Below are 21542 nucleotides of genomic sequence, written 5' to 3'. Positions count from 1 at the left end.
TTGGATTATTGGTACTGGGCGCAAAGTTGGCGGACCGCGCTGACCACGCGATCCACATCGGAATCTTCCATGCCGGCAAACATCGGCAGCGTAACAATGGCACGGCCAATGCGCTCGGCCACCGGGAACATGCCCGGCTTCCAGCCGAGTTCGCGATAGAGCTTGAAGAGGTGGATGGGCGGATAGTGCACGCCCGCGCCGATGCCCAGCGCCTTCAGGCCAGCCATGAAGCCGGCCCGATCCACCTTCAGTCGATCCAGCGGCAGCACGATCTGGAACATGTGCCAGTTGGTGTGCGTGAAGTCTTCCACCGGCAGCTCGACGCCGAACGACTCGATGTCGGCCGCGCGCATGCCGGCAAAGTAGCGGCGGGCCAGCGCGGCACGGCGTGCGGTCACGGCTTCAAGCTGTGCGAATTGCCCCAGGCCGATCGCCGCATTCACGTCGGTCAGGTTGAACTTGCCGCCTACCAGGTCGACTTCCATGCCATCAAAGCCTGTGCGCACGACGCCTTGCAAGCGATATTTCTCAGCCAGCACGGCTTCTTCGGGCGTGTTCAGCACCAGGGCGCCGCCCTCGATGGTGGTGATGTTCTTGTTGGCCTGGAAGCTGAAGCTGACCAGGTCGCCAATCTGGCCGATGCGCTTTTCGCCCCAGCGCGAACCAATGGCCTGCGCGGCGTCTTCCACCACGCGCAGCTTGTGGCGGCGGGCGATGTCGTACAAACGATCCATGTCGACGGGCAACCCCGACAGATAGACCGGAATGATGGCCTTGGTACGCGGCGTGATGGCGGCCTCGACCTTGTCCAGATCGATATTGCGCGTAACCGGGTCGATGTCGGCGAAGACGGGTTTGGCACCGACCGTCAGGACCACGTTGGACGTGGCGACCCACGAGATCGGCGTGGTAATGACCTCATCGCCAGGGCCGATGCCAGCGATGCGCAGCGCGACCTCCATCGTCGCCGTGCCGTTGGCGAAGGTGCGAACGATGCGGCCGCCGAAATATTCCGACAGCGCGGCTTCGAATGCGGCAACCTTGGGGCCCGAAGTGATCCAGCCCGAGCGCAGCACATCGGCCACGGCGGCGATGGTCGCTTCGTCAATGGTCGGGCGCACGAAGGGCAGGAACGGAAGTTCGGCAGTGGCGGTGGTTTGCGTCATGACTTGAATGAGGTTGAGTGCTGGTGTGGACACATCGGCTCACGAACGAGCCAGCACAAGCACGCCGACGAGGATGATCGCGATGCCGATCAGGCGCTGCAGCGACAGCACTTCGCCAAACAGATACCACGCCAGGAAGGCGTTGACCACGTAGCCCAGCGAGAGCATCGGATACGCGATGGTCACATCCACGCGCGACAGCCCGAGAATCCACACCACCACCGAGATGACGTAGCACGACAGGCCGCCGATGATGGGCCACTGCGTTGCAAGCTTGATGCCGATCGGCAGGATGTTGTCGGCCGAAAACGCAAAGCGGCCAATGTTGTTGACGCCCGCCTTGAGCAGCAGTTGAGCGCAGGCATTGAGCATGACGCCCGTCAGGATCAGCCCGAAAGTGACCAGATTCATGTGTTCTTTTGATGTTTGGCAGACTGCGGCGGTTTCCCCGTGCGGATGTTCTCAATCCCGCCGCCGGGGCGCATGTTACGACAATTCCGCTTGCACGCCCCTTTCGACAATCCGTGGCGGTGAAACCTAGTTGCGCCGGACGATCACGCGGCGGGCATCGCGGGCGATCACGATCATCGGTACGCCCTGGGCTGTCAGCCGGTCATAGGTGCCCGGCCCCATCATGGCGACGGCCTGGCCGCCAGCCTTCCAGCGGGCCACGAACGCTTCGGTGGTCGGAACCCACTTGGCCGGCTCCTGTTCGACGCCGAAGGCCAGTTCATCCGGTTCCTGCACCATGATGGTGGGTCTGCTGAGGTAAAACGGCATTGTATGGTCCAGACGCTCCACCGCATAGAACGGCACGTCCGGCTTGAGCCACGGCTTGACGGCAGGCACGAGATCGATACCCGACATCGAGCGCCCGAACGCTTCGTGGCCGAGCATCGCGACGGTAAACGTCAGGAACCACGCGCACGCAAATGCAAGCACGCTCTCGAAGCGCCTTTCCGCCAAGCGAAGCGCGAGCCACGTGAACCCCGCTCCTGCCACGAACGCCACGGCCAGGAACATCGCAAAGCGGGAAAACACCGCATTCGCGTACATGTCCGACGACATTGTCGCCACATAACCGCTGGCCGCGAGGCCGATCAGCGCGAGCGCCAGAAAGGCTCTGAGTTGCCAGCGCCATGCGTGCTGGCTGGTGCGCTCCAGCACCAGGGCCGCCAGAACCGCCAGCGCCGGGATGACCGGGAAGATATACCCCGGCAGCTTCGAGTCGGAAATGCTGAAAAACGCGAAGATCAGGATGGCCCACAGGCCGAGCAGCAGCGTGGGGCGAAAGCCATTGCTGGCGGTTTCGCCACGGGTGACGGCCAGGCGTGCGGCACCGGGCAATTGCGCCAGCCACGGCAGGAAACCAGCCACCAGCAATGGCACGAAGTACCAGAGCGGCGCGTTGCGATTGTGCACGGTCGACGTGAAGCGCTGGAAATGCTCGTGCACGAAGAAGAACCACGCGAATTCCGGGTTGCGCATCGAGATCAATACGAACCACGGCGCGCCCACGGCAAAGAAGACAACCAGACCGCTGACGAGATGCAGGCGTTTCCACAGAGCCCAGTCGCGCGCGACCAGCGTGTAGACCACCAGCACAAAGCCCGGCAGCACCACGCCGATCAGGCCCTTGCTCAGTACCGCCAACGCCATCGACGCCCAGCAGGCCCACATCCAGCCGCGTTGTTGAGCCCGCGTGGCATCCGGATGCTGCGCGAGCAACAGCGCGCCCAGCGCCATCGTCATGCAGCCGGCCACGCCCATGTCGAGCGAATTGAAGTGCGAGCCTACGTTCCACAGAGGCGCGCTCACCAGTACCAGCCCGCTGAGGACGGCTGTCCGCTTGCCCCACCAGCGCGCCGCCGCCAGCATCGTAAAAACAATGCCGACGATGCCGGAAAGCGCGGTGAACAACCGCGCCTGCCAGTCGCCGATGCCGAACAGCGTGTAGGCAAGTGCGGTGCCCCACATCTGCAGCGGCGGTTTCTCGAAATACTTCAGGGCGTTGTAGCGGATGGTCACCCAGTCGCCGGAGGAGAGCATCTCGCGCGCGATTTCGGCGTAGCGGCCTTCGTCGGTGGGGATCAGGTGGCGGTAGCCCAGTGTGCCGAGCCAGACGGCCACAAGCGCGGCGGCCAGCAGCCACAAAGAGGCATTGCGCCAGGGCAAGCTGGGCGCGGGGTTCGTGCGGTCGATCGGCATGCGGTCAGGCACGCTCGATCAGCAGGGCGGCGGCCACCTTGCGGCCTTCCAGCATCAGGATGTTGTACGTGCGGCCGGCGGCCTGCAGGTCCATGGCGTCCACGCCGATGCGCTTTTCGGTGAGCGGCACCGTCAGTCGCGGGTGCGGGAAGCGCAACTTGTTGCCGGTCCCGAAGATCACCACTTCGGCGCCCAGTTCGAGCAGGCGGGCGAAGTGCTCGGGCGCCAGGTCTTCAAAGCGCGACACATCCCATGGCACCACGGCACCCTCGGGCATCACCAGCACGGAGTGCGCGTAGCGCACCTTGTTGATTTCGATATAGCCGTCGCCATAGCCGGTAACGGTATTGAGGACGGTCGACGAATCGGATGAATGGAGCTTCAAGGCGGGAATCCCATCGGGCGCCATGCCTGCGGCGCATAGGGCTGCACGCTGGCAAGGGCGCTAGGTTTCAGACTTCCGGCAGGTTTCGCTGCGTTGCAAAAATGCCTGCCTAAGTCTGTCATAATGGGCTAAATTATATCTTTTTCTCTCCTTCGCCCGCCGCGCCATAAACGATGCCCGGCAAGGAATAGCGAAGCGGCGCCTGCCGCTGTGTGGCGTTATCGTCGCCGCTTTGCTGCGCCACAGAATGCCCGTAGTTCCACAGCCCGTTCAACGTCGCCAATCGCCGCCTTGCCCGTGAAAACGATCCAGAAATCCGCCAAGCTCAACAACGTCTGCTATGACATTCGCGGCCCCGTGCTCGAGAAGGCCAAGCAGATGGAAGAAGAGGGCCACAAGATCATCAAGCTGAATATCGGCAACCTGGCCGTGTTCGGTTTCGATGCCCCCGAAGAGATCCAGCAGGACATGATCCGCAACCTGCCGAATTCGGCAGCGTATTCGGATTCCAAGGGCATCTTCGCGGCGCGCAAGGCGGTGATGCACTACACGCAGGAGCAGGGCATCAAGAACGTCACGCTGGACGACATCTATCTGGGCAATGGCGCGTCGGAGCTGATTTCGCTGGCCACCAATGCGCTGCTCGACGCCGGTGACGAACTGCTGCTGCCGGCGCCCGATTACCCGCTGTGGACGGCAGTGACGAGCCTCTCGGGCGGCACGCCGGTGCACTACATCTGCGACGAAGCCAACGGCTGGATGCCGGACCTGGACGACATTCGCGCCAAGATCACGCCCAACACCAAGGGTATCGTCGTCATCAACCCGAACAACCCGACCGGCGCGCTGTATTCGGACGAACTGCTGCTGGGCATCGTTGCCATTGCGCGCGAACACGGCCTGGTGATCTTCGCCGATGAGGTGTACGACAAGGTTCTGTTCGACGACCACAAGCACACCGCGATCGGTTCGCTGTCGGAAGACGTACTGACGGTGACGTTCAACAGTCTGTCGAAGAGCTATCGCTCGTGCGGTTACCGCGCGGGCTGGATGGTCGTGTCTGGCGACAAGCGCCCGGCCAAGGACTACATCGAAGGCCTGAACATGCTGTCGTCGATGCGTCTGTGCGCCAACGTGCCGGGGCAGTGGGCGATCCAGACCGCGCTGGGCGGCTACCAGAGCATTAAAGACCTGGTGGCACCGGGCGGCCGCATGCGCCGTCAGCGTGACCTAGCGCACGAGTTGATCACGGCGATTCCCGGCGTGACCTGCGTGAAGCCCAAGGCTGCGTTGTACATGTTCCCCCGCCTGGACCCGGCGGTGTATCCCATCGAAGACGACCAGACCTTCATCCGCCAGTTGCTGGAAGAAGAGCGTGTGCTGCTGGTGCAGGGCACGGGCTTCAACTGGCACTCGCCGGACCACTTCCGCATCGTCTTCCTGCCGCACGAAGATGATCTTCGTGAAGCCATTGGCCGAATTTCGCGCTTCCTGGAGCGGTACCGTCAGCGTCACGGTACTGGCATCCGGGCCGCATAAAATCGGTCTTCCGCCAGATCAGTAACTGCGGGGCAGACCGAGGTGTCTGCCCTGTGTGTTTTTTGCCTCTCCGCTTTTTCGTTTCTTTACGACTCGTCTCATGAATCCCATCAAGATCGGCCTGCTCGGGCTCGGTACCGTCGGTGGCGGTACCCTCAAGGTTCTGCAACGGAACCAGGAAGAAATCCGCCGTCGCGCGGGTCGCGGCATTGAAGTCGCCATGATTGCCGTGCGCAATCTCGAGCGCGCCCGCGCCATCGTCCAGGAAGCCGGCGCGACCGTGCCGGTGGTGAACGACCCGTTTGCGGTTGTGGATTCGCCCGAGATCGACATCGTCGTGGAGCTGATCGGCGGCTATGACCTGACGCGTGAGCTGGTGCTGCGCGCCATCGCCAACGGCAAGCACGTTGTCACCGCCAACAAGGCGCTGCTGGCCGTGCATGGCAACGAGATCTTCAAGGCCGCACAGGACAAGGGCGTGATGGTGGCGTTCGAGGCCGCTGTGGCCGGCGGCATTCCCATCATCAAGGCACTGCGCGAGGGCCTGACGGCCAACCGCATCGAGTGGATCGCCGGCATCATCAACGGCACCACGAACTTCATCCTGACCGAGATGCGCGACAAGGGTCTGGACTTCGATACGGTGCTCAAGGAAGCCCAGCGCCTGGGCTACGCCGAAGCCGATCCGACGTTCGACATCGAGGGCTTTGACGCCGCGCACAAGCTCACGCTCATGAGCGCCATCGCCTTTGGCGTGCCGGTGCAGTTCGAGCGCGCGTATGTGGAAGGCATCACCAAGCTGGAAGCCGTCGACATTCGCTACGCAGAAGAACTCGGCTACCGCATCAAGCTGCTGGGCATTACGCGCCGTGCCGAGGCAGGCATCGAACTGCGCGTGCATCCCACGCTGGTGCCGGCCAAGCGCCTGATCGCCAACGTCGAGGGCGCGATGAATGCCGTGGTCGTGAACGGCGATGCCGTAGGCCCGACGCTGTATTACGGCAAGGGCGCCGGCGCCGAGCCGACTGCTTCGGCCGTTGTCGCCGATCTGGTTGACGTGACGCGCCTGCACACGGCAGACCCGGAACACCGCGTGCCGCACCTGGCGTTCCAGCCAGATGCGCTGTCCGATACGCCCGTACTGCCGATCGATGAGGTGCGCTCCAGCTACTACCTGCGCATGCGCGTGGCGGATGAAACCGGCGTGCTCGCCGACATCACGCGCATCCTGGCCGAAGGTGGCATCTCGATCGATGCCATGCTGCAGAAGGAATCGCGCGAAGGCGAGCCGCAGACCGACATCATCATGCTGTCGCACGTGACGGTGGAGAAACGCGTGAACGCCGCCATCGCCGCCATCGAAGCGCTCCCGACCGTGCTGTCGAAGGTCACGCGGATCCGCATGGAAGAACTGAACTAAGCGCAGGACATGAGCATGCAATATCGATCGACCCGCGGCCACGCAGAGCTGCAGAGCTTCTCCCGCATCCTGCTGGGTGGCCTGGCGCCGGACGGCGGCCTGTACCTGCCTGAGCAGTACCCGCATGTCAGCGTTGAGGAGCTGACCCGCTGGCGCGACCTGCCGTACGCAGACCTTGCGTTTGAAGTCCTGCGCAAGTTCGCCACCGATATTCCCGAGGATGACCTGCGCGCACTGACCCGCCGCACCTACACGCCCGAGGTGTACTGCAACGCGCGTGCCGGCGACAACACCGCCGACATCACGCCGCTGCACAAGCTGGGCGAGGAAGGCGGCACGTCGCTGTCGCTGCTGTGCCTGTCCAACGGCCCGACGCTGGCCTTCAAGGACATGGCGATGCAGTTGCTGGGCAACCTGTTCGAATACGCGCTCGACCGTGAGCACGCCGAGCTGAACATCCTGGGCGCCACTTCCGGCGACACGGGCAGCGCAGCCGAATACGCCATGCGCGGCAAGCGCGGCGTGCGCGTGTTCATGCTGAGCCCGCACCGCAAGATGAGCGCGTTCCAGACCGCGCAGATGTTCAGCCTGCAAGACAAGAACATCTTCAACATCGCCATCGAAGGCGTGTTCGACGACGCGCAGGACATTGTCAAGGCGGTGTCGAATGATCTCGACTACAAGGCTCGCCAGAAGATCGGCACGGTCAACTCGATCAACTGGGCGCGGGTCGTCGCTCAGGTCGTCTACTACTTCAAGGGCTACCTGCTGGCCGCCCCGAAGATCGGCGACAAGGTGTCGTTCTGCGTGCCGTCCGGCAACTTCGGCAATGTTTGCGCCGGCCACATCGCGCGGATGATGGGGCTGCCGATCGACAAGCTGGTCGTTGCCACCAACGAGAACGACGTGCTCGACGAGTTCTTCCGCACGGGCACGTACCGCGTGCGTTCGGCTGCGCAGACGTACCACACGTCGAGCCCGAGCATGGACATCAGCAAGGCGTCGAACTTCGAGCGCTTCGTGTTCGACCTGCTGGATCGTGATCCGGCGCGCCTCGCGCAGCTCTTCCGCGACGTGGACGAGAAGGGCGGTTTCTCGATGACGGGCAAGCCGGAGTTCGACCGCATTGCCGAGTTCGGCTTTGTCTCGGGCCGCAGCTCGCACGAAGACCGCGTCGATACGATTCGCGACGTGTTCGCCACCTACGGCACGATGATCGACACCCACACCGCCGACGGGGTGAAGGTGGCGCGCGAGAACCTGACGCCGGGCGTGCCGATGGTGGTGCTGGAAACGGCGCTGCCGGCCAAGTTTGGCGACACCATTCGCGAAGCGCTGGATCGCGAGCCGGAGCGTCCGGCCGGCTACGCTGATATCGAATCGCTGCCGCAGCGCTTTGAAGTCATGCCGGCGGACGTTGACCGTATCAAGGGCTACATCGCCCAGCACACCGGCCTTTGAACCGATCCATGGTCCTACAGCGCGTCCCGATCTTGACGCTGCGATGCTCGCCGTACCCATGTACGGCTGCGCTTCTCGCGCCAATCTCGGGCCGCCTGCTACGGATCATGAACAGGTTCTGAAAGATGGAAGCCGCGCCGGATGACGTAGCCGGAGCAGCGTTCGCGCGCTGCCTGCACGACATCCGCGCCTGCCGCGAGTGCAAGGGCGCATTGGCGCACGAGCCTCGCCCGGTTGTCGTGGCGGACCGCCGCGCGCGTGTCCTGATCATCGGGCAGGCGCCGGGCCGCATCGTTCACGAAACCGGCATCCCCTGGAACGACCGCTCCGGCGACCGCCTACGCCAGTGGCTGCAGATTTCGTACGACGATTTCTACGCTGACAGGCGCATCGCCGTGGTCCCGATGGGTTTCTGCTTTCCCGGCACCGGCGCGAACGGCGATTTGCCGCCGCGCCCGGAATGCGCACCCAAATGGCATCGGCTGCTGCTGACCGCGATGCCTGATGTGAGGCTGGCGCTGCTGGTGGGCACCTATGCCCAGCGCAACTACCTCGACGTGCCGCGCAATTGGTCGCTGACCGACGTGGTGCGCAATGGGCCCGTGCAGGACGCTGACGGCCGCGTGCTGTTTCCGCTGCCGCATCCGAGCCCGCGCAATCTGGCCTGGTTCAAACACAACCCGTGGTTTGACACGCACATCGTGCCGGCACTGCGGGTTGCCCTGGCCGGCGCATTCGCTTGATACGCCGGGGCTGATGCATGGCATCGGCCTGGAACCGATACAATCGAAATCTCCCTTTCGATTTCGCTTTCCCATTCCCGCATGTCCGCCAACGATGCTCCCGCCGTCAAACCGTCCTTGCTGACGCTCGATGCGGCGCTGTCGCAATTGCTTGCTGCAGTGCGCGCTTTGCACGAGACAGAAACCGTGTCGACGTTGCACGCCAACGGGCGCGTCCTCGCGCAGGCCGTGCGCAGCAGCTTGAACGTGCCGCCGGCCGACAACACGCAGATGGATGGTTACGCCGTGCGCGCCGCCGACATCACCGCGCCGGGCACACGCCTGAAGGTGGCGCAGCGCATTCCCGCCGGCTACGTCGGCCAGCCGCTTCATGCGGGCGAGGCCGCGCGTATCTTTACCGGCGCGCTGATCCCGCCGGGCGCCGATGCGGTGGTCATGCAGGAACAATGCAAGGCCGACGCGGACAGCGGCACCGTCACCATCGACCACGTGCCGGAATCCGGTGAGTGGATCCGCTGCGCCGGCGAGGACATCGCCGACGGCGCCGAGATCCTGCCGCGCGGCACGCGCCTCGGTCCACAGCAACTGGGCCTGGCCGCATCGGTCGGCTGCGCCAATCTGCACGTGGTGCGTCGTCCGCGCGTGGCCGTGTTCTTTACCGGGGACGAGCTTGCCATGCCCGGCGAGCCACTCAAGCCCGGTGCCATCTACAACTCCAACCGCTTCACGCTGCGCGCGCTGCTGGAAAACCTCGGCTGCGACATCACCGATTTCGGCATCGTGCCCGACACGCTGCAGGCCACGCGCGACACCCTGCGCGAAGCGGCCGAGGAGCACGACCTCATCATCACCTCCGGCGGCGTTTCGGTGGGCGAGGAAGACCACATCAAGCCCGCTGTGGAAGCCGAAGGGCGTCTGAACATGTGGCAGATCGCCATCAAGCCAGGCAAGCCGCTGGCCTTTGGCGAGGTGCGCCGACCCGAAGGCATGGTGGGCGGCCCGACCGCCTTCTTCATTGGCTTGCCGGGCAACCCGGTGTCGAGCTTTGTCACCTTCCTGCTCTTCGTGCGGCCGTTCATCCTGCGCCTGCAAGGCGTGACGGACGTGGCCCCGAAGCGCATCCCGATGCGCGCCGACTTTGCGCTGCCCAAGGGCGATCGCCGCAACGAGTTCCTGCGTGCTCGCATCAATGCCAACGGAGGGCTGGACCTGTTTCCGAATCAAAGCTCGGGCGTGCTGACCTCCACCGTGTGGGGCGATGGCCTGATCGACAACCCGCCCAACCAGCCGATCGCGCAGGGCGATGTTGTCAGCTTCCTGCCGTTCGCGGGTCTGGTGTAAGGAGCAATGGCCATGCAGATCGAGCTTCGGTTTTTTGCCAGCGTGCGTGAACAACTGGGAACCTCGCAAGAGCAGGTGGTCGTGCCGGATGCGGTGCGCACCGTAGGCGATGTGCGCCGCTGGCTGGCGCAGCGCGGTCCCGTCTGGGGCGAAACGCTGGCCGAAGGCCGTGCGCTGCGTATGGCGGTAGACCATCAGATCGTGCCGGCCGATACCGCCGTGCACGATGGCTGCGAAGTCGCTTTCTTCCCGCCCGTTACCGGTGGCTGAGCACAGGAGAGCGCCCATGTCCGTCCGCGTGCAGGAAGCCGACTTTGACCTCGGCGCCGAGATTGCAGCGCTCCGTGCCGGTCGCCCGAACATCGGGGCGGTGGCCAGCTTCATCGGCACCGTGCGAGACATCAACGACGGCACGGGTGTGTCGGAGATGGAGCTGGAGCACTATCCTGGCATGACAGAAAAAGCGCTCGCCGACATCGTGAGCGCTGCCATGCAACGCTGGGAACTGATCGATGCCCTTGTCATCCACCGCGTTGGCAAGCTGATGCCGCAAGACCAGATCGTGCTGGTGGCGGTGGCTTCCAAGCACCGTGGCGAATCCTTTGCCGCGTGCGAATTCATCATGGATTACCTCAAGAGCGAGGCGCCCTTCTGGAAGAAGGAGCAGACGCCCGAAGGCGCGCGCTGGGTCGATGCGCGTGTCACGGACGATAAGGCGCTCGCCCGATGGGGCATTGCCACGAGCAACGCCGCGACAAGCACGGCCGATCAGCCCGGCGCGTCGGCGCAACCCAACGACTACGAATAACAAGGACGCGACCGCATGAGCGGCATGGGCATTCTGGCAGTAGGGGTGGGGGCTGCGCTGGGAGCCTGGTTGCGCTGGATGTTCGCCGTCTTGTGGAATGCCATCAATCCGGCCTTGCCGTACGGCACGCTGGCAGCCAATCTGGTGGGGGGCTATCTGATCGGCGTTGCTGTAGGCTTTTTCGACACGCACACAGGGCTGCCACCAGAATGGCGTTTGCTGGTCATTACCGGTTTTCTGGGCGGGCTGACGACGTTCTCGACGTTTTCCAGTGAGGTTGTCGCCAACATCCTGGCAGGTGACCACCTGATGGGCGTGCTGCATATCGTGGCGCATCTGGGTGGCTCGCTGTTCCTCACCATGCTCGGTCTCTGGACGGTGCGCACGTTCAGTTGATCGCAAGGTCGATCTTGCAAATGCGTTGCGAATGAGAAGCTGCGTTCACATACTGGTAGTGCCTGCGGTGGCGTAGGACGTGCAGTATCGAAGGCCGCCCAGGTTGCTTTGTGTTGTTCCATCCATAGCGAGAAGGAGACGCAATGAAACCAACCCGAACGGCGCGCCCGCGACGGCACGTCTGGGCAAGCAACCTCATCGCGGCCGGGGCCGTGGTCCTGGCTGGCTGCGGCGTGCTGAGTGCCTGCGGCGGCGGCAATGATGGCAACAGCGTGCCGGGCAATACCAAGCCGGCCTTTGCCGGCAAGGTGACCATCAACCGTTACGACGGCGTATCAGACGACCTGCTGACCGCCGGCCTTGGCGCAAGCGGCCTGGCTTCGGCCACCGCACCGACCATTGCCAACGCAGCAGCGCCCACGGCAGCCGAGTTGCGCCGCCTGGCGATCTACGCCAACTACCGCGCACTGGTCGACACGGCAGCCAAAGGCGGCTACGGCACGCTTTACGGCCCGAATGTCGATGCCAGCGGCAACGTCACGCAGGGCTCCGGCATGATCGCCGGGAGCGAATACGTGACGTATTCCGACGACGGCACTGGCCAGCAGAACGTCGTGCTGCTCGTGCAGATTCCGGACAGCTTCGACGTCAACAACCCCTGCATCATCACCGCCACCTCGTCAGGCTCGCGTGGAGTCTACGGCGCGATTTCCACCGGCGAGTGGGGCCTCAAGCGCAAGTGCGCCGTCGCCTATACCGACAAGGGCACGGGCGCCGGCCCGCATGATCTGGCCACCGACACCGTTGCTCTGCAGGACGGCACGCGCACCACGCGCAGCGCAGCCGGCTCCAACGCGCACTTTGCTGCACCGCTCACCAGCAGCCAGCTGGCCGCGTTCAACACCGCCACGCCGAACAGGCTGGCGTTCAAGCACGCGCATTCGCAGCGCAACCCCGAGAAGGATTGGGGCCTGTTCACGCTGCAGGCCGTGCAGTTCGCCTTCTGGGCGATCAACGACAAGATCGCTGGGGTCAACGGTGCGCTCGTTGGCAGCGCGTTGCCGGTGCGGCCGAACAACACCATCGTCATCGCGTCGAGCATCTCCAACGGCGGCGGCGCGGCCATCGCGGCGGCCGAGCAGGACACAGGCGGATGGATCGACGGCGTTGCAGTCGGCGAGCCGGGCCTGAACCTGCCGGCCAATACCGGCGTGCAGGTCGCGCGTGGCGGTACGCCGCTGCCGACCACCGGCAAGCCGCTGTTCGACTACGTGAGCTACGCCAATGTGTTCCGGCTGTGCGCGGCGTCGTCTGCGGGCGTTGCCACCGCACCGGCGCAGGCGTTCTTTACGAGCCTGACGACGTTCCCGGCAGGCGTACAGGCCAACCGTTGCGCTGCGCTCAAAGCGGCCGGGCTGCTGACGTCCACCACGGCGGCCGCACAGGCGGACGAAGCCCTGCAGAAGATGCGCGCCTATGGCTGGGAGCCCGAGTCGGACCTGGTGCACGCGTCGATGTCGTTCTACGAGATCGACCCGTCGGTGGCAACCACTTTCGGCAACGCACTGTCGCGCGCCAGCGTGACCGACAACCTGTGCGGACTGAGCTTCGCGGCAACCGACGCCTCGTTCCATCCGACGGCGGTGAACGCCACGGCGCTTGCGCAGATGGCGGCGCTTGGCAACGGCATTCCGCCCACCTCCGGCGTGCAACTCGTCAACAACAACGCGCAGGGCGGGCCGACACGCAGCAACCAGTCGGTGGATTCGACCGGCACGCAGGCCGCCAACCTGGATGGCGCGCTCTGCCTGCGCAACCTGCTGAGCGGTGCCGATGCCGCTTCGCAATCGCTGCAGACGGGCATCGGCCAGACCCTGCGCACCGGCAATCTGCAGGGCAAGCCGGCGTTGATCGTGCAGGGCCGCAACGATGCGCTGCTGCCCGTCAATCACGGCTCGCGCCCATACCTGGGGCTGAATGCCAAGGTGGAAGGGGGGTCCAGCAAGCTGTCGTATATCGAAGTGATGAACGCGCAGCATTTCGACGGCTTCATCGACCTCGTTCCGGGTTACGACACGCTGTTCGTGCCGTTGGTGCTGTATGAGCAACGCGCCCTCGATGCGATGTATGCGTACCTGAAGAGCGGCACGCCGCTGCCGCCGTCGCAGGTGGTGCGTACGACACCGCGCGGCGGTACACCCGGTGCCGCGCCCGCCATCAGCGCGGCCAATGTGCCGAACTTCACGGCCACCCCGGCGGCGGGTGACCGCATCTCGGTAACCGTATCGGGCGGCGTGACGACCGTCTCGGTGCCGAACTGATGCGGATTTCAGGCGGCCACGTGCCCGCGAGGGTGCGCGGCCGCTTGATCTGGCACAAAGCTGCATCGAAAGCTGTGTTTGCGCGCTTGAAATGCCACCGACGCTCCCTATCTTTCGGAACAAGTGAAACATTTTCCGCAAGGGGTTTTTAATGCGTTTGGACAAACTGACTACCCGCTTCCAGGAAGCGCTGGCCGACGCGCAGAGCCTGGCGCTGGGTAACGACAATCCGTACATCGAACCCGTCCACCTGTTGCTTGCCATGCTGCGCCAGCCTGATGGGGCCACCAAGAACCTGCTGTCGCGCGCCGGTGTCAACGCCAAGGGGCTCGAGGTTGCGCTCGACAACGCCATCAAGCGCCTGCCGCAGGTGCAGGGCGGCGAACAGGTGCAGGTCGGCCGTGACCTGGGCAGCCTGCTGCAGCAGACCGAAAAAGAGGGCATCAAGCGCGGGGACGAGTTCATCGCGAGCGAGCTGTTCCTGTTGGCCGTGGCCGACGACAAGGGCGAGGCCGGCCGCATCGCGCGCGAGCACGGTCTGGCGCGCAAGACGCTCGAAGCCGCCATCGATGCCGTGCGCGGCGGCCAGACCGTCGGCAGCGCCGAGGCCGAGAGCCAGCGCGAGGCGCTTAAGAAGTACACGATCGACCTCACCGAGCGTGCGCGCATCGGCAAGCTCGATCCCGTCATCGGCCGCGATGACGAGATCCGCCGTGCCATCCAGATCCTGCAGCGCCGCACCAAGAACAACCCGGTGCTGATCGGTGAGCCGGGCGTGGGCAAGACGGCCATCGTGGAGGGCCTGGCGCAGCGCATCGTCAACGGTGAGGTGCCCGAGAGCCTGAAGAACAAGCGCGTGCTGGTGCTCGACATGGCAGGCCTGCTCGCCGGCGCCAAGTATCGCGGCGAGTTCGAGGAGCGCCTGAAGGCCGTGCTCAACGACATCGCGAAGGAAGAGGGCCAGACCATCCTCTTCATTGACGAGATCCACACCATGGTGGGCGCGGGCAAGGCCGAAGGCGCGATGGATGCCGGCAACATGCTCAAGCCGGCGCTTGCGCGCGGCGAGCTGCATTGCATCGGTGCGACCACGCTCGACGAATACCGCAAGTACATCGAGAAGGACGCCGCGCTCGAGCGCCGCTTCCAGAAGGTGCTGGTGGACGAGCCGAGCGTGGAAGCGACCATCGCCATCCTGCGAGGCCTGCAGGAGAAATACGAACTGCACCACGGCGTGGAGATCACCGACCCGGCGATCGTGGCCGCGGCTGAACTCAGCCACCGCTACATCACCGACCGCTTCCTGCCCGACAAGGCCATCGACCTGATCGACGAAGCGGCTGCGCGCATCAAGATGGAAATCGACTCGAAGCCCGAGGCGATGGACAAGCTCGACCGCCGCCTGATCCAGCTCAAGATCGAACGCGAAGCCGTCAAGAAGGAAACCGACGAAGCCTCGCAGAAGCGCCTTGAGCTGATCGAACAGGAGATCGAGCGGCTGCAGAAGGAATACGCCGACCTGGACGAGATCTGGAAGGCGGAGAAGGGCGCCGCGCAGGGTGCGGCCGCGCTCAAGGAAGAGATCGACAAGATCAAGCTCGAGATCAACCGACTGCAGCGTGAAGGCAAGCTCGACAAGGTGGCCGAACTGCAATACGGCAAGCTGCCCGAGCTGGAGGGCAAGCTCAAGGCCGCGACCGATGCCGAGACCGCCGGCCAGAAGCAGCCGAACAGGTTGCTGCGCACGCAGGTGGGTGCCGAGGAAATCGCCGAGGTCGTGAGCCGCTCCACGGGCATCCCTGTGTCGAAGATGATGACCGGCGAGCGTGAGAAGCTGCTCAAGATGGAAGACCGCCTGCACGAGCGCGTGGTTGGCCAGGACGAGGCCGTGCGCCTGGTGTCCGACGCCATCCGCCGCTCACGCGCCGGCATTGCGGACGAGAACAAGCCGTACGGCTCGTTCCTGTTTCTGGGCCCGACGGGCGTCGGCAAGACGGAGCTGTGCAAGGCGCTGGCCGGCTTCCTGTTCGACTCCGAAGACCACCTGATCCGCATCGACATGAGCGAGTTCATGGAGAAGCATTCCGTGAGCCGCCTGATCGGTGCGCCTCCGGGCTATGTCGGCTACGAAGAGGGCGGTTACCTGACCGAAGCCGTGCGTCGCAAGCCGTACAGCGTGGTGCTGCTCGATGAAGTAGAGAAGGCTCACCCGGACGTCTTCAACGTGCTGCTGCAGGTGCTGGACGACGGCCGCCTGACCGATGGCCAGGGCCGCACGGTGGACTTCAAGAACACGGTGATCGTGATGACGTCCAACCTCGGTTCGCAGCTCATCCAGCAGATGGCGACGGAACCGGCGGACGTGATCAAGGGCGCGGTGTGGCAGGAAGTGAAGACGCATTTCCGCCCCGAGTTTCTGAACCGGATCGACGAGGTGGTGGTGTTCCACGCACTGGACCAACGCAACATCGAATCGATCGCGCGGATCCAGCTCAAGCGACTGGCTGCGCGTCTGGCGCAGATGGACTTGGCGCTGGAGATCACCGACGAGGCCGTGGCCAAGCTGGCATCTGCGGGTTACGACCCGGTGTTCGGGGCGCGGCCGTTGAAGCGGGCGATCCAGCAGCAGCTTGAGAATCCGGTGGCACGGATGATCCTGGAGGGCAAGTTTGCGCCGAAGGATGTGGTGCCGGTGGATTATCGGGATGGGCAGTTCTCGTTTGATCGGGTTGTGCACTGAAGTTGTTTTTGGGCTTCAAAGAACCGCTCTGGTTTTCCAGAGCGGTTTTTTTTTGCTCTGTTTTTTTTGTTGGTGGTGCATCTGTTGTTTCACCCCCTGCCCGGGGGCGACTCACTTTCTTTGTCTTGCCAAAGAAAGTAAGCAAAGAAAGGCGCGCCCGAGATGGCGACTTCCCCTTGGATTTTTGTCGCGGGGAGGGAAGGGAGGCAAACTCGCTTCGCTCAGACAGGCCTCCCTTCTTGATCCTCCCCGCAACAAAAATCCAAGGCGCCATCAAGGGCAGGAACGTCAAAGGCCAAACCGACGGTGTGCTGGCCTGGCTGGCACTCGTTTTTTGCTGTCGTTGCTCGCTTTGCTTCGCGTTGTGTTGGTGGCTCCTGCTGCACGGGTGATCGACGGTTTGGCCTCTCCCTGCCCTATGCGGCGCCTTGAATTTCTGTTGCAAGGAGGAAAAAGAGGGGAGGCTGTCTGAGCGCAGCGAGTTTGCCTCCCCTCCCTCCTTGCGACAGAAATTCAAGGAGGGGTCGCCGCATCGGGCGCGCCTTTCTTTGCTTACTTTCTTTGGCAAGACAAAGAAAGTGAGTCGCCCCCGGCAGGGGGTGAAACAACAGATGCACCACCAACAAAAAAACGCCCGGGCCAAGGAAGCCCCCTTGAACACGGAAATACTGACACTCCCTGGGGCCGGGGCAATTCGCCCTCCAACACCCGAACTCGACCCTAAAACCCTCGAGCCCCACCATCCAAGACTGGAAGTCCACCCAAAAACCCTCGAGCTCCACCGTCCGAGACTGGAACTCCACCCTAAAACCCTCAATCTCTACCCTCCAACACTCAAGCGTCACCCAAAAACCCTCAAGCTCCACCCTCCAACCCCCAAGCTCCACCCAAAAACAGTCGACCCAACGTCTCTCCAAGGCCCGGCCTCCACCCAAAACCCACGGAGTCCCGCTGTCCAAGGCCCAAGCTCGGTTCTCCAACACCCAACGCCCAGGGTTTGACCCTCAAGCACCACGCTCGCCCGCCCGCCCAAAGCCCTTTGCCCCGCATCCGCGCAGCCCCAATCCCCGCCTTTATGCAAAAACCAATGAACATTCCCTGAAACCATTCGTTCCCCGTAGAAGGCCCGCTCGGTAGTCTTGCTCCTATTCCAAATCCATCAAGATCAGAACGGAGCGGGCAAGATGATTCGCAAGTTTGTCTTCAACACCATCGCGGCTGCCATCGTGGCGGGGGGAACCGTAGGTGCGCATGCGGCAACGACGCTGCTGAACGTGTCGTACGACCCGACGCGCGAGCTGTACAAGGAAATCAACACTGAATTCGCCAAGAAGTGGAAGGCCGAAACGGGTGAGGACATTACCCTGCGCGCCTCGCATGGCGGTTCGGGCAAGCAGGCGCGGTCCGTGATCGACGGGCTGGATGCCGATGTGGTGACGCTGGCGCTGGGCTACGACATCGACGCGATCGCCGAGAAGGGCCTGACCGGCAAGGACTGGCAGAAACGCCTGCCGCACAACGCCTCGCCGTACACCTCCACCATCGTGTTCCTGGTGCGCAAGGGCAACCCGAAGGGCATCAAGGACTGGAACGACTTGGTCAAGCCGGGCATTGCCGTCATCACGCCCAACCCCAAGACGTCCGGCGGCGCGCGCTGGAACTACCTGGCCGCGTGGGCCTATGCACTCAAGCAGCCGGGCGGCTCAGATGGCGCGGCCCGCGACTTCGTGCAGAAACTCTACAAGAACGTTCCGGTGCTCGATTCGGGCGCACGCGGTGCGACCACCACCTTCACTGAGCGCGGTATCGGCGATGTGCTGATCGCGTGGGAAGACGAAGCGCTGCTGGCCTCGCGCGTGGAAGGCAAGGACAAGTTCGACGTGGTGGTGCCGTCCATCTCCATCCTGGCCGAGCCGCCCGTGGCGGTGGTCGACAAGGTGGCCGACAAGAAGGGCACGCGCAAAGCCGCGGAGGCCTATCTGAAATTCCTGTACACGCCGCAGGGCCAGGAGATCGGCGCGAAGAACTTCTATCGCCCGACCGATCCGGCCGTGGCCAAGAAGCACGAGGCCGAATTCCCGAAGGTGAAGCTCGTGACCATCGACGACACGTTCGGCGGCTGGCAGAAGGCACAGAAGACGCACTTTGCCGACGGCGGGCAGTTTGACCAACTCTATCAACCCGGCAGCAAGTAAGCCGAGCCACGACATCGGGTGATCCGCATCATGCAAATTCTCACCATCTCCGGCAGCCCTTCGGCGCAGTCGCGGTCTGCGCGCCTGCTGGGCCACGTGCGCGCGCAGCTCGAACGCGCCGGCGAGCGGGCGGATCACCTGGACCTGCGCAGCCTGCCGGCTGATGCGCTGCTGGGTGCGCAGGTGTCCGACCCCGCCATTGCCGATGCGGTGGCACGGGTCGAGGCGGCCGGCGTGGTGATCCTTGCCACCCCGGTCTACAAGGCGGCCTACAGCGGGCTGCTCAAGACGTTTCTCGATCTGCTGCCGCAGAGCGGGCTGCGCGACAAGGTCGTGCTGCCGATTGCCACCGGCGGCAGCCTGGCCCACACGCTGGCCATCGATTACGCATTGCGCCCGGTGCTGACGGCGCTGGCGGCGCGCTCGATCCTGCCGGGCATCTTCGCCGTCGATTCGCAGATCGTTGTGGCGGATGACGGCGTGACGGTTGACCCCTCGCTGCAACAGCGCCTCGACGACGGCGTGGAGCGTGTGCATCAGGCGCTTGCGCTGGCCCGCCACCCGGCCGTAGCGCAGGTGATCGTTTCCAGTCGCAGCGCGGTGCGTGCCACCCTGCAGGCTGCTGGCGCGGAACCCATGCGATGTCTGGCCTGATGCGCTGAGCGCGCATCGCCCGCTCTCCGCGTTTCCACATGTGCTCTTGTCGTGATGCCGCGCAGCCTCTGCGCGCGGCGCATGCCGCCCATACACCCCGCATCGACCGAACTTGCCATGAACATCCACTCACCACTGCGCAGGACTTTGACCATCGCCGCCACGCTGCTTGCCACGCTCGGCGCACCCGCCGCATTTGCCAACAGCGATGCACCGCCCCCGACCGCCGCCAAGCAACTCCGCATCGGTTATCAGAAGTACGGCACGCTGACAGTGCTCAAGGCACGCGGCACGCTGGAAAAGCGCCTTGCCGCGCAGGGCATCGAGGTGAAGTGGACGGAGTTTCCCGCCGGCCCGCAGTTGCTCGAGGGCCTGAACGTGGGCGCCATTGATTTCGGCACCACGGGTGAAGCGCCGACGATCTTCGCGCTGGCGGCCGGGGCGCATCTCGTCTACGTGGGCAATCAACCACCCGCGCCGGCCGGCGAGGCGATCATCGTGCCGAAGAACTCGCCGCTCAATAGCGTGGCCGATCTCAAAGGCAAGCGGGTGGCCTTCAACAAGGGCTCGAACGTGCACTACCTGCTCGTGAAGCTGCTGGAAAAGGCCAACGTGCCCTACGGCGACATCCAGCCCGTCTACCTGACACCCGCCGATGCGCGTGCCGCCTTTGAGCGCGGTGCTATCGACGCCTGGGTGATCTGGGACCCGTTCTTTGCCGCCGCCGAACAGCAGCTCGGCGCCCGCGTGCTGGCCGATGGCACGGGCGTGGTCAACAACTCGCAGTATTTCCTGGCCTCCAAGGGCTATGCGGGCGCACGGCCCGATGTGCTGAACGTCGTGCTCGATGAACTGAAGAAGACGGACACCTGGGCCGTTGCCAACCCGAAGGAGGTCACGACCATCCTCGGCCCGCAGCTCGGTCTGGAGCCGGCCGTGGTGGCGCGCTCGGTTTCGCGCATTGCCTACGGCATCCAGCCGGTCGGGCCGGAAGCACTGGCCGATCAGCAGCGCATTGCCGATACGTTTCACGCGCTCAAGCTGATTCCGCGTCCGGTGAAGGTGGCAGATTCCGTCTGGAAGCCGAACGCGCAACCGACGACGCAACAAGCGGCTCGCTGATCGCCATGACCATCGATATTCAACGCCGCCGCCTGCTGAGCGCCTCTGTGGCGGGCGCATCGCTGGCCACGCTCGGCCCGGTCGCGCATGCCGCCAATGCTGGAACGGCTCCGGCTGGCCTGCCCCAGGTGACACCGCCTGCGCAATTGCGCATCGGTTTTCAGAAGAGCGCGGTCAACCTCGTCATCGTCAAAGAGAATCGCGCGCTGGAACAGCGCTTTCCGGGCACCAAGATCAGTTGGCTGGAGTTTCCCGCCGGGCCGCAGCAGCTCGAAGCGCTGTCCGCAGGCAGCCTCGATCTGGCCATCACCGGCGATACGCCGCCGGTGTTCGCGCAGGCGGCCGGCAAGGACTTGCGCTACGTGGGCGTGGAGCCGCCCAAGCCGGACAGCTCGGCCATCCTGGTGCAGCAGGACTCGCCGCTGAGGACGCTGGCGGACCTCAAGGGCAAGCGCGTGGCGCTGCAGAAAGGCTCCAGTGCGCATTTCCTGATCGTGCGGGGCCTGCAGAAGGGCGGCTTGCGCTTTGCCGACATCCAGCCCGTGTATCTGACACCGGCGGATGCGCGCGCAGCCTTCGAGCGCGGCAGCGTCGACGCCTGGGGCATCTGGGACCCGTACTACGCCGCCACCGAACTGGCGATCAAGCCGCGCGTTCTGGCCACCGGGCGCACGCTGTCGTCCAACAACTCGTTCTACTTCGCACCGACCGCATTTACCGAGAAGCACGGCGACACCGTCGCCGCGATCTTCGCGGAGCTTTCGCGCGCGGACAGGCTCGTGCAGGAGAGCCGCAAAGAGGCCGCGCAGCGCATTGCGGATTTCTCCGGGCTGTCGCTGGCGACGGTGCACCTGTTTCTGTCGCGGCGGCCGCCTTCGCCCGTGCGGCCCGTCACGCCGGAAGCGGTTGCGGAGCAGCAGCGCGTGGCCGATGCCTTTCACGGGCTGGGGCTGATTCCGCGCCCCGTCAAGCCGATCGAACTGGTCTGGCACCCGACCCCGGCGCAACTGGCAATTGCCCGCGCTTGAGCTGATCAGGAAAAA

General features: G+C 64.3%; 17 protein-coding genes and 1 pseudogene. 14 read left to right on the top strand and 4 right to left on the bottom strand.

What is annotated here, in order from left to right:
* Nucleotides 1-5: 5 nt before the first annotated feature.
* The 4 genes from R2N16_RS04295 to R2N16_RS04280 form a co-directional block, all read right to left on the bottom strand.
* Nucleotides 6-1166: a DegT/DnrJ/EryC1/StrS family aminotransferase gene (locus R2N16_RS04295; protein WP_316664326.1), complete on the bottom strand. Its 1161-nt coding sequence runs from the start codon at nt 1164-1166 to the stop codon at nt 6-8.
* Between the two features lie 39 nt (nt 1167-1205).
* Nucleotides 1206-1577 (bottom strand): SMR family transporter, encoded by a 372-nt coding sequence (locus R2N16_RS04290; protein WP_124380948.1) that lies wholly within the window; start codon nt 1575-1577, stop codon nt 1206-1208.
* Nucleotides 1578-1703: 126 nt separating this feature from the next.
* Complete coding sequence (locus tag R2N16_RS04285; RefSeq protein WP_316664838.1) at nt 1704-3374, bottom strand: glycosyltransferase family 39 protein; 1671 nt, start codon at nt 3372-3374, stop codon at nt 1704-1706.
* Between the two features lie 4 nt (nt 3375-3378).
* Nucleotides 3379-3759, bottom strand: a complete 381-nt coding sequence (locus tag R2N16_RS04280; RefSeq protein ID WP_316664325.1) for an Mth938-like domain-containing protein — start codon at nt 3757-3759, stop codon at nt 3379-3381.
* A gap of 22 nt (nt 3760-3781) precedes the next feature.
* On the opposite strand from R2N16_RS04280, the pseudogene R2N16_RS04270 reads away from it, so the two are divergent.
* The 14 genes and pseudogenes from R2N16_RS04270 (at nt 3782) to R2N16_RS04205 (ending at nt 21527) form a co-directional block, all read left to right on the top strand.
* A pseudogene (locus tag R2N16_RS04270) lies at nt 3782-5298 on the top strand (pyridoxal phosphate-dependent aminotransferase).
* Between the two features lie 100 nt (nt 5299-5398).
* Nucleotides 5399-6718 carry a homoserine dehydrogenase gene (locus R2N16_RS04265; RefSeq protein ID WP_316664322.1) on the top strand — a complete coding sequence of 440 codons (1320 nt, stop codon included), beginning with the start codon at nt 5399-5401 and terminating at the stop codon, nt 6716-6718.
* A 15-nt stretch (nt 6719-6733) separates the two neighbouring features.
* Entirely contained in the window at nt 6734-8179 is a 1446-nt protein-coding gene (gene thrC / locus R2N16_RS04260) for a threonine synthase (RefSeq protein WP_316664321.1), read from the top strand.
* A gap of 125 nt (nt 8180-8304) precedes the next feature.
* Nucleotides 8305-8922: a uracil-DNA glycosylase family protein gene (locus tag R2N16_RS04255; protein ID WP_316664320.1), complete on the top strand. Its 618-nt coding sequence runs from the start codon at nt 8305-8307 to the stop codon at nt 8920-8922.
* 81 nt (nt 8923-9003) lie between these two features.
* Nucleotides 9004-10263, top strand: coding sequence for a molybdopterin molybdotransferase MoeA (locus R2N16_RS04250; RefSeq protein WP_316664319.1), 1260 nt, complete (start codon nt 9004-9006; stop codon nt 10261-10263).
* A 12-nt stretch (nt 10264-10275) separates the two neighbouring features.
* Nucleotides 10276-10533, top strand: a complete 258-nt coding sequence (gene moaD / locus R2N16_RS04245; protein WP_232042652.1) for a molybdopterin converting factor subunit 1 — start codon at nt 10276-10278, stop codon at nt 10531-10533.
* Nucleotides 10534-10549: 16 nt separating this feature from the next.
* On the top strand, nt 10550-11071 hold the full coding sequence (gene moaE / locus R2N16_RS04240) for a molybdopterin synthase catalytic subunit MoaE (protein WP_316664318.1): 522 nt from the start codon (nt 10550-10552) through the stop codon (nt 11069-11071).
* 15 nt (nt 11072-11086) lie between these two features.
* Complete coding sequence (gene crcB, locus R2N16_RS04235) at nt 11087-11467, top strand: fluoride efflux transporter CrcB (protein ID WP_316664317.1); 381 nt, start codon at nt 11087-11089, stop codon at nt 11465-11467.
* Nucleotides 11468-11610: 143 nt separating this feature from the next.
* Entirely contained in the window at nt 11611-13788 is a 2178-nt protein-coding gene (locus tag R2N16_RS04230) for a 3-hydroxybutyrate oligomer hydrolase family protein (RefSeq protein ID WP_316664316.1), read from the top strand.
* 151 nt (nt 13789-13939) lie between these two features.
* Nucleotides 13940-16528, top strand: coding sequence for an ATP-dependent chaperone ClpB (clpB, locus tag R2N16_RS04225; protein WP_316664315.1), 2589 nt, complete (start codon nt 13940-13942; stop codon nt 16526-16528).
* Nucleotides 16529-17712: 1184 nt separating this feature from the next.
* On the top strand, nt 17713-18723 hold the full coding sequence (locus tag R2N16_RS04220; RefSeq protein ID WP_316664314.1) for a sulfate ABC transporter substrate-binding protein: 1011 nt from the start codon (nt 17713-17715) through the stop codon (nt 18721-18723).
* Nucleotides 18724-18753: 30 nt separating this feature from the next.
* Entirely contained in the window at nt 18754-19377 is a 624-nt protein-coding gene (ssuE, locus tag R2N16_RS04215) for an NADPH-dependent FMN reductase (RefSeq protein ID WP_316664313.1), read from the top strand.
* Between the two features lie 117 nt (nt 19378-19494).
* Nucleotides 19495-20499 carry a sulfonate ABC transporter substrate-binding protein gene (locus R2N16_RS04210; protein WP_316664312.1) on the top strand — a complete coding sequence of 335 codons (1005 nt, stop codon included), beginning with the start codon at nt 19495-19497 and terminating at the stop codon, nt 20497-20499.
* A gap of 5 nt (nt 20500-20504) precedes the next feature.
* Entirely contained in the window at nt 20505-21527 is a 1023-nt protein-coding gene (locus R2N16_RS04205; protein ID WP_316664311.1) for an aliphatic sulfonate ABC transporter substrate-binding protein, read from the top strand.
* Nucleotides 21528-21542 lie beyond the last annotated feature (15 nt).

It is taken from the genome of Ralstonia psammae (assembly GCF_958405935.1).
Lineage (GTDB): Bacteria > Pseudomonadota > Gammaproteobacteria > Burkholderiales > Burkholderiaceae > Ralstonia > Ralstonia psammae.
Note: the sequence above shows the minus strand (reverse complement) of the source record. Positions and strands in the feature narration are given on the sequence as shown.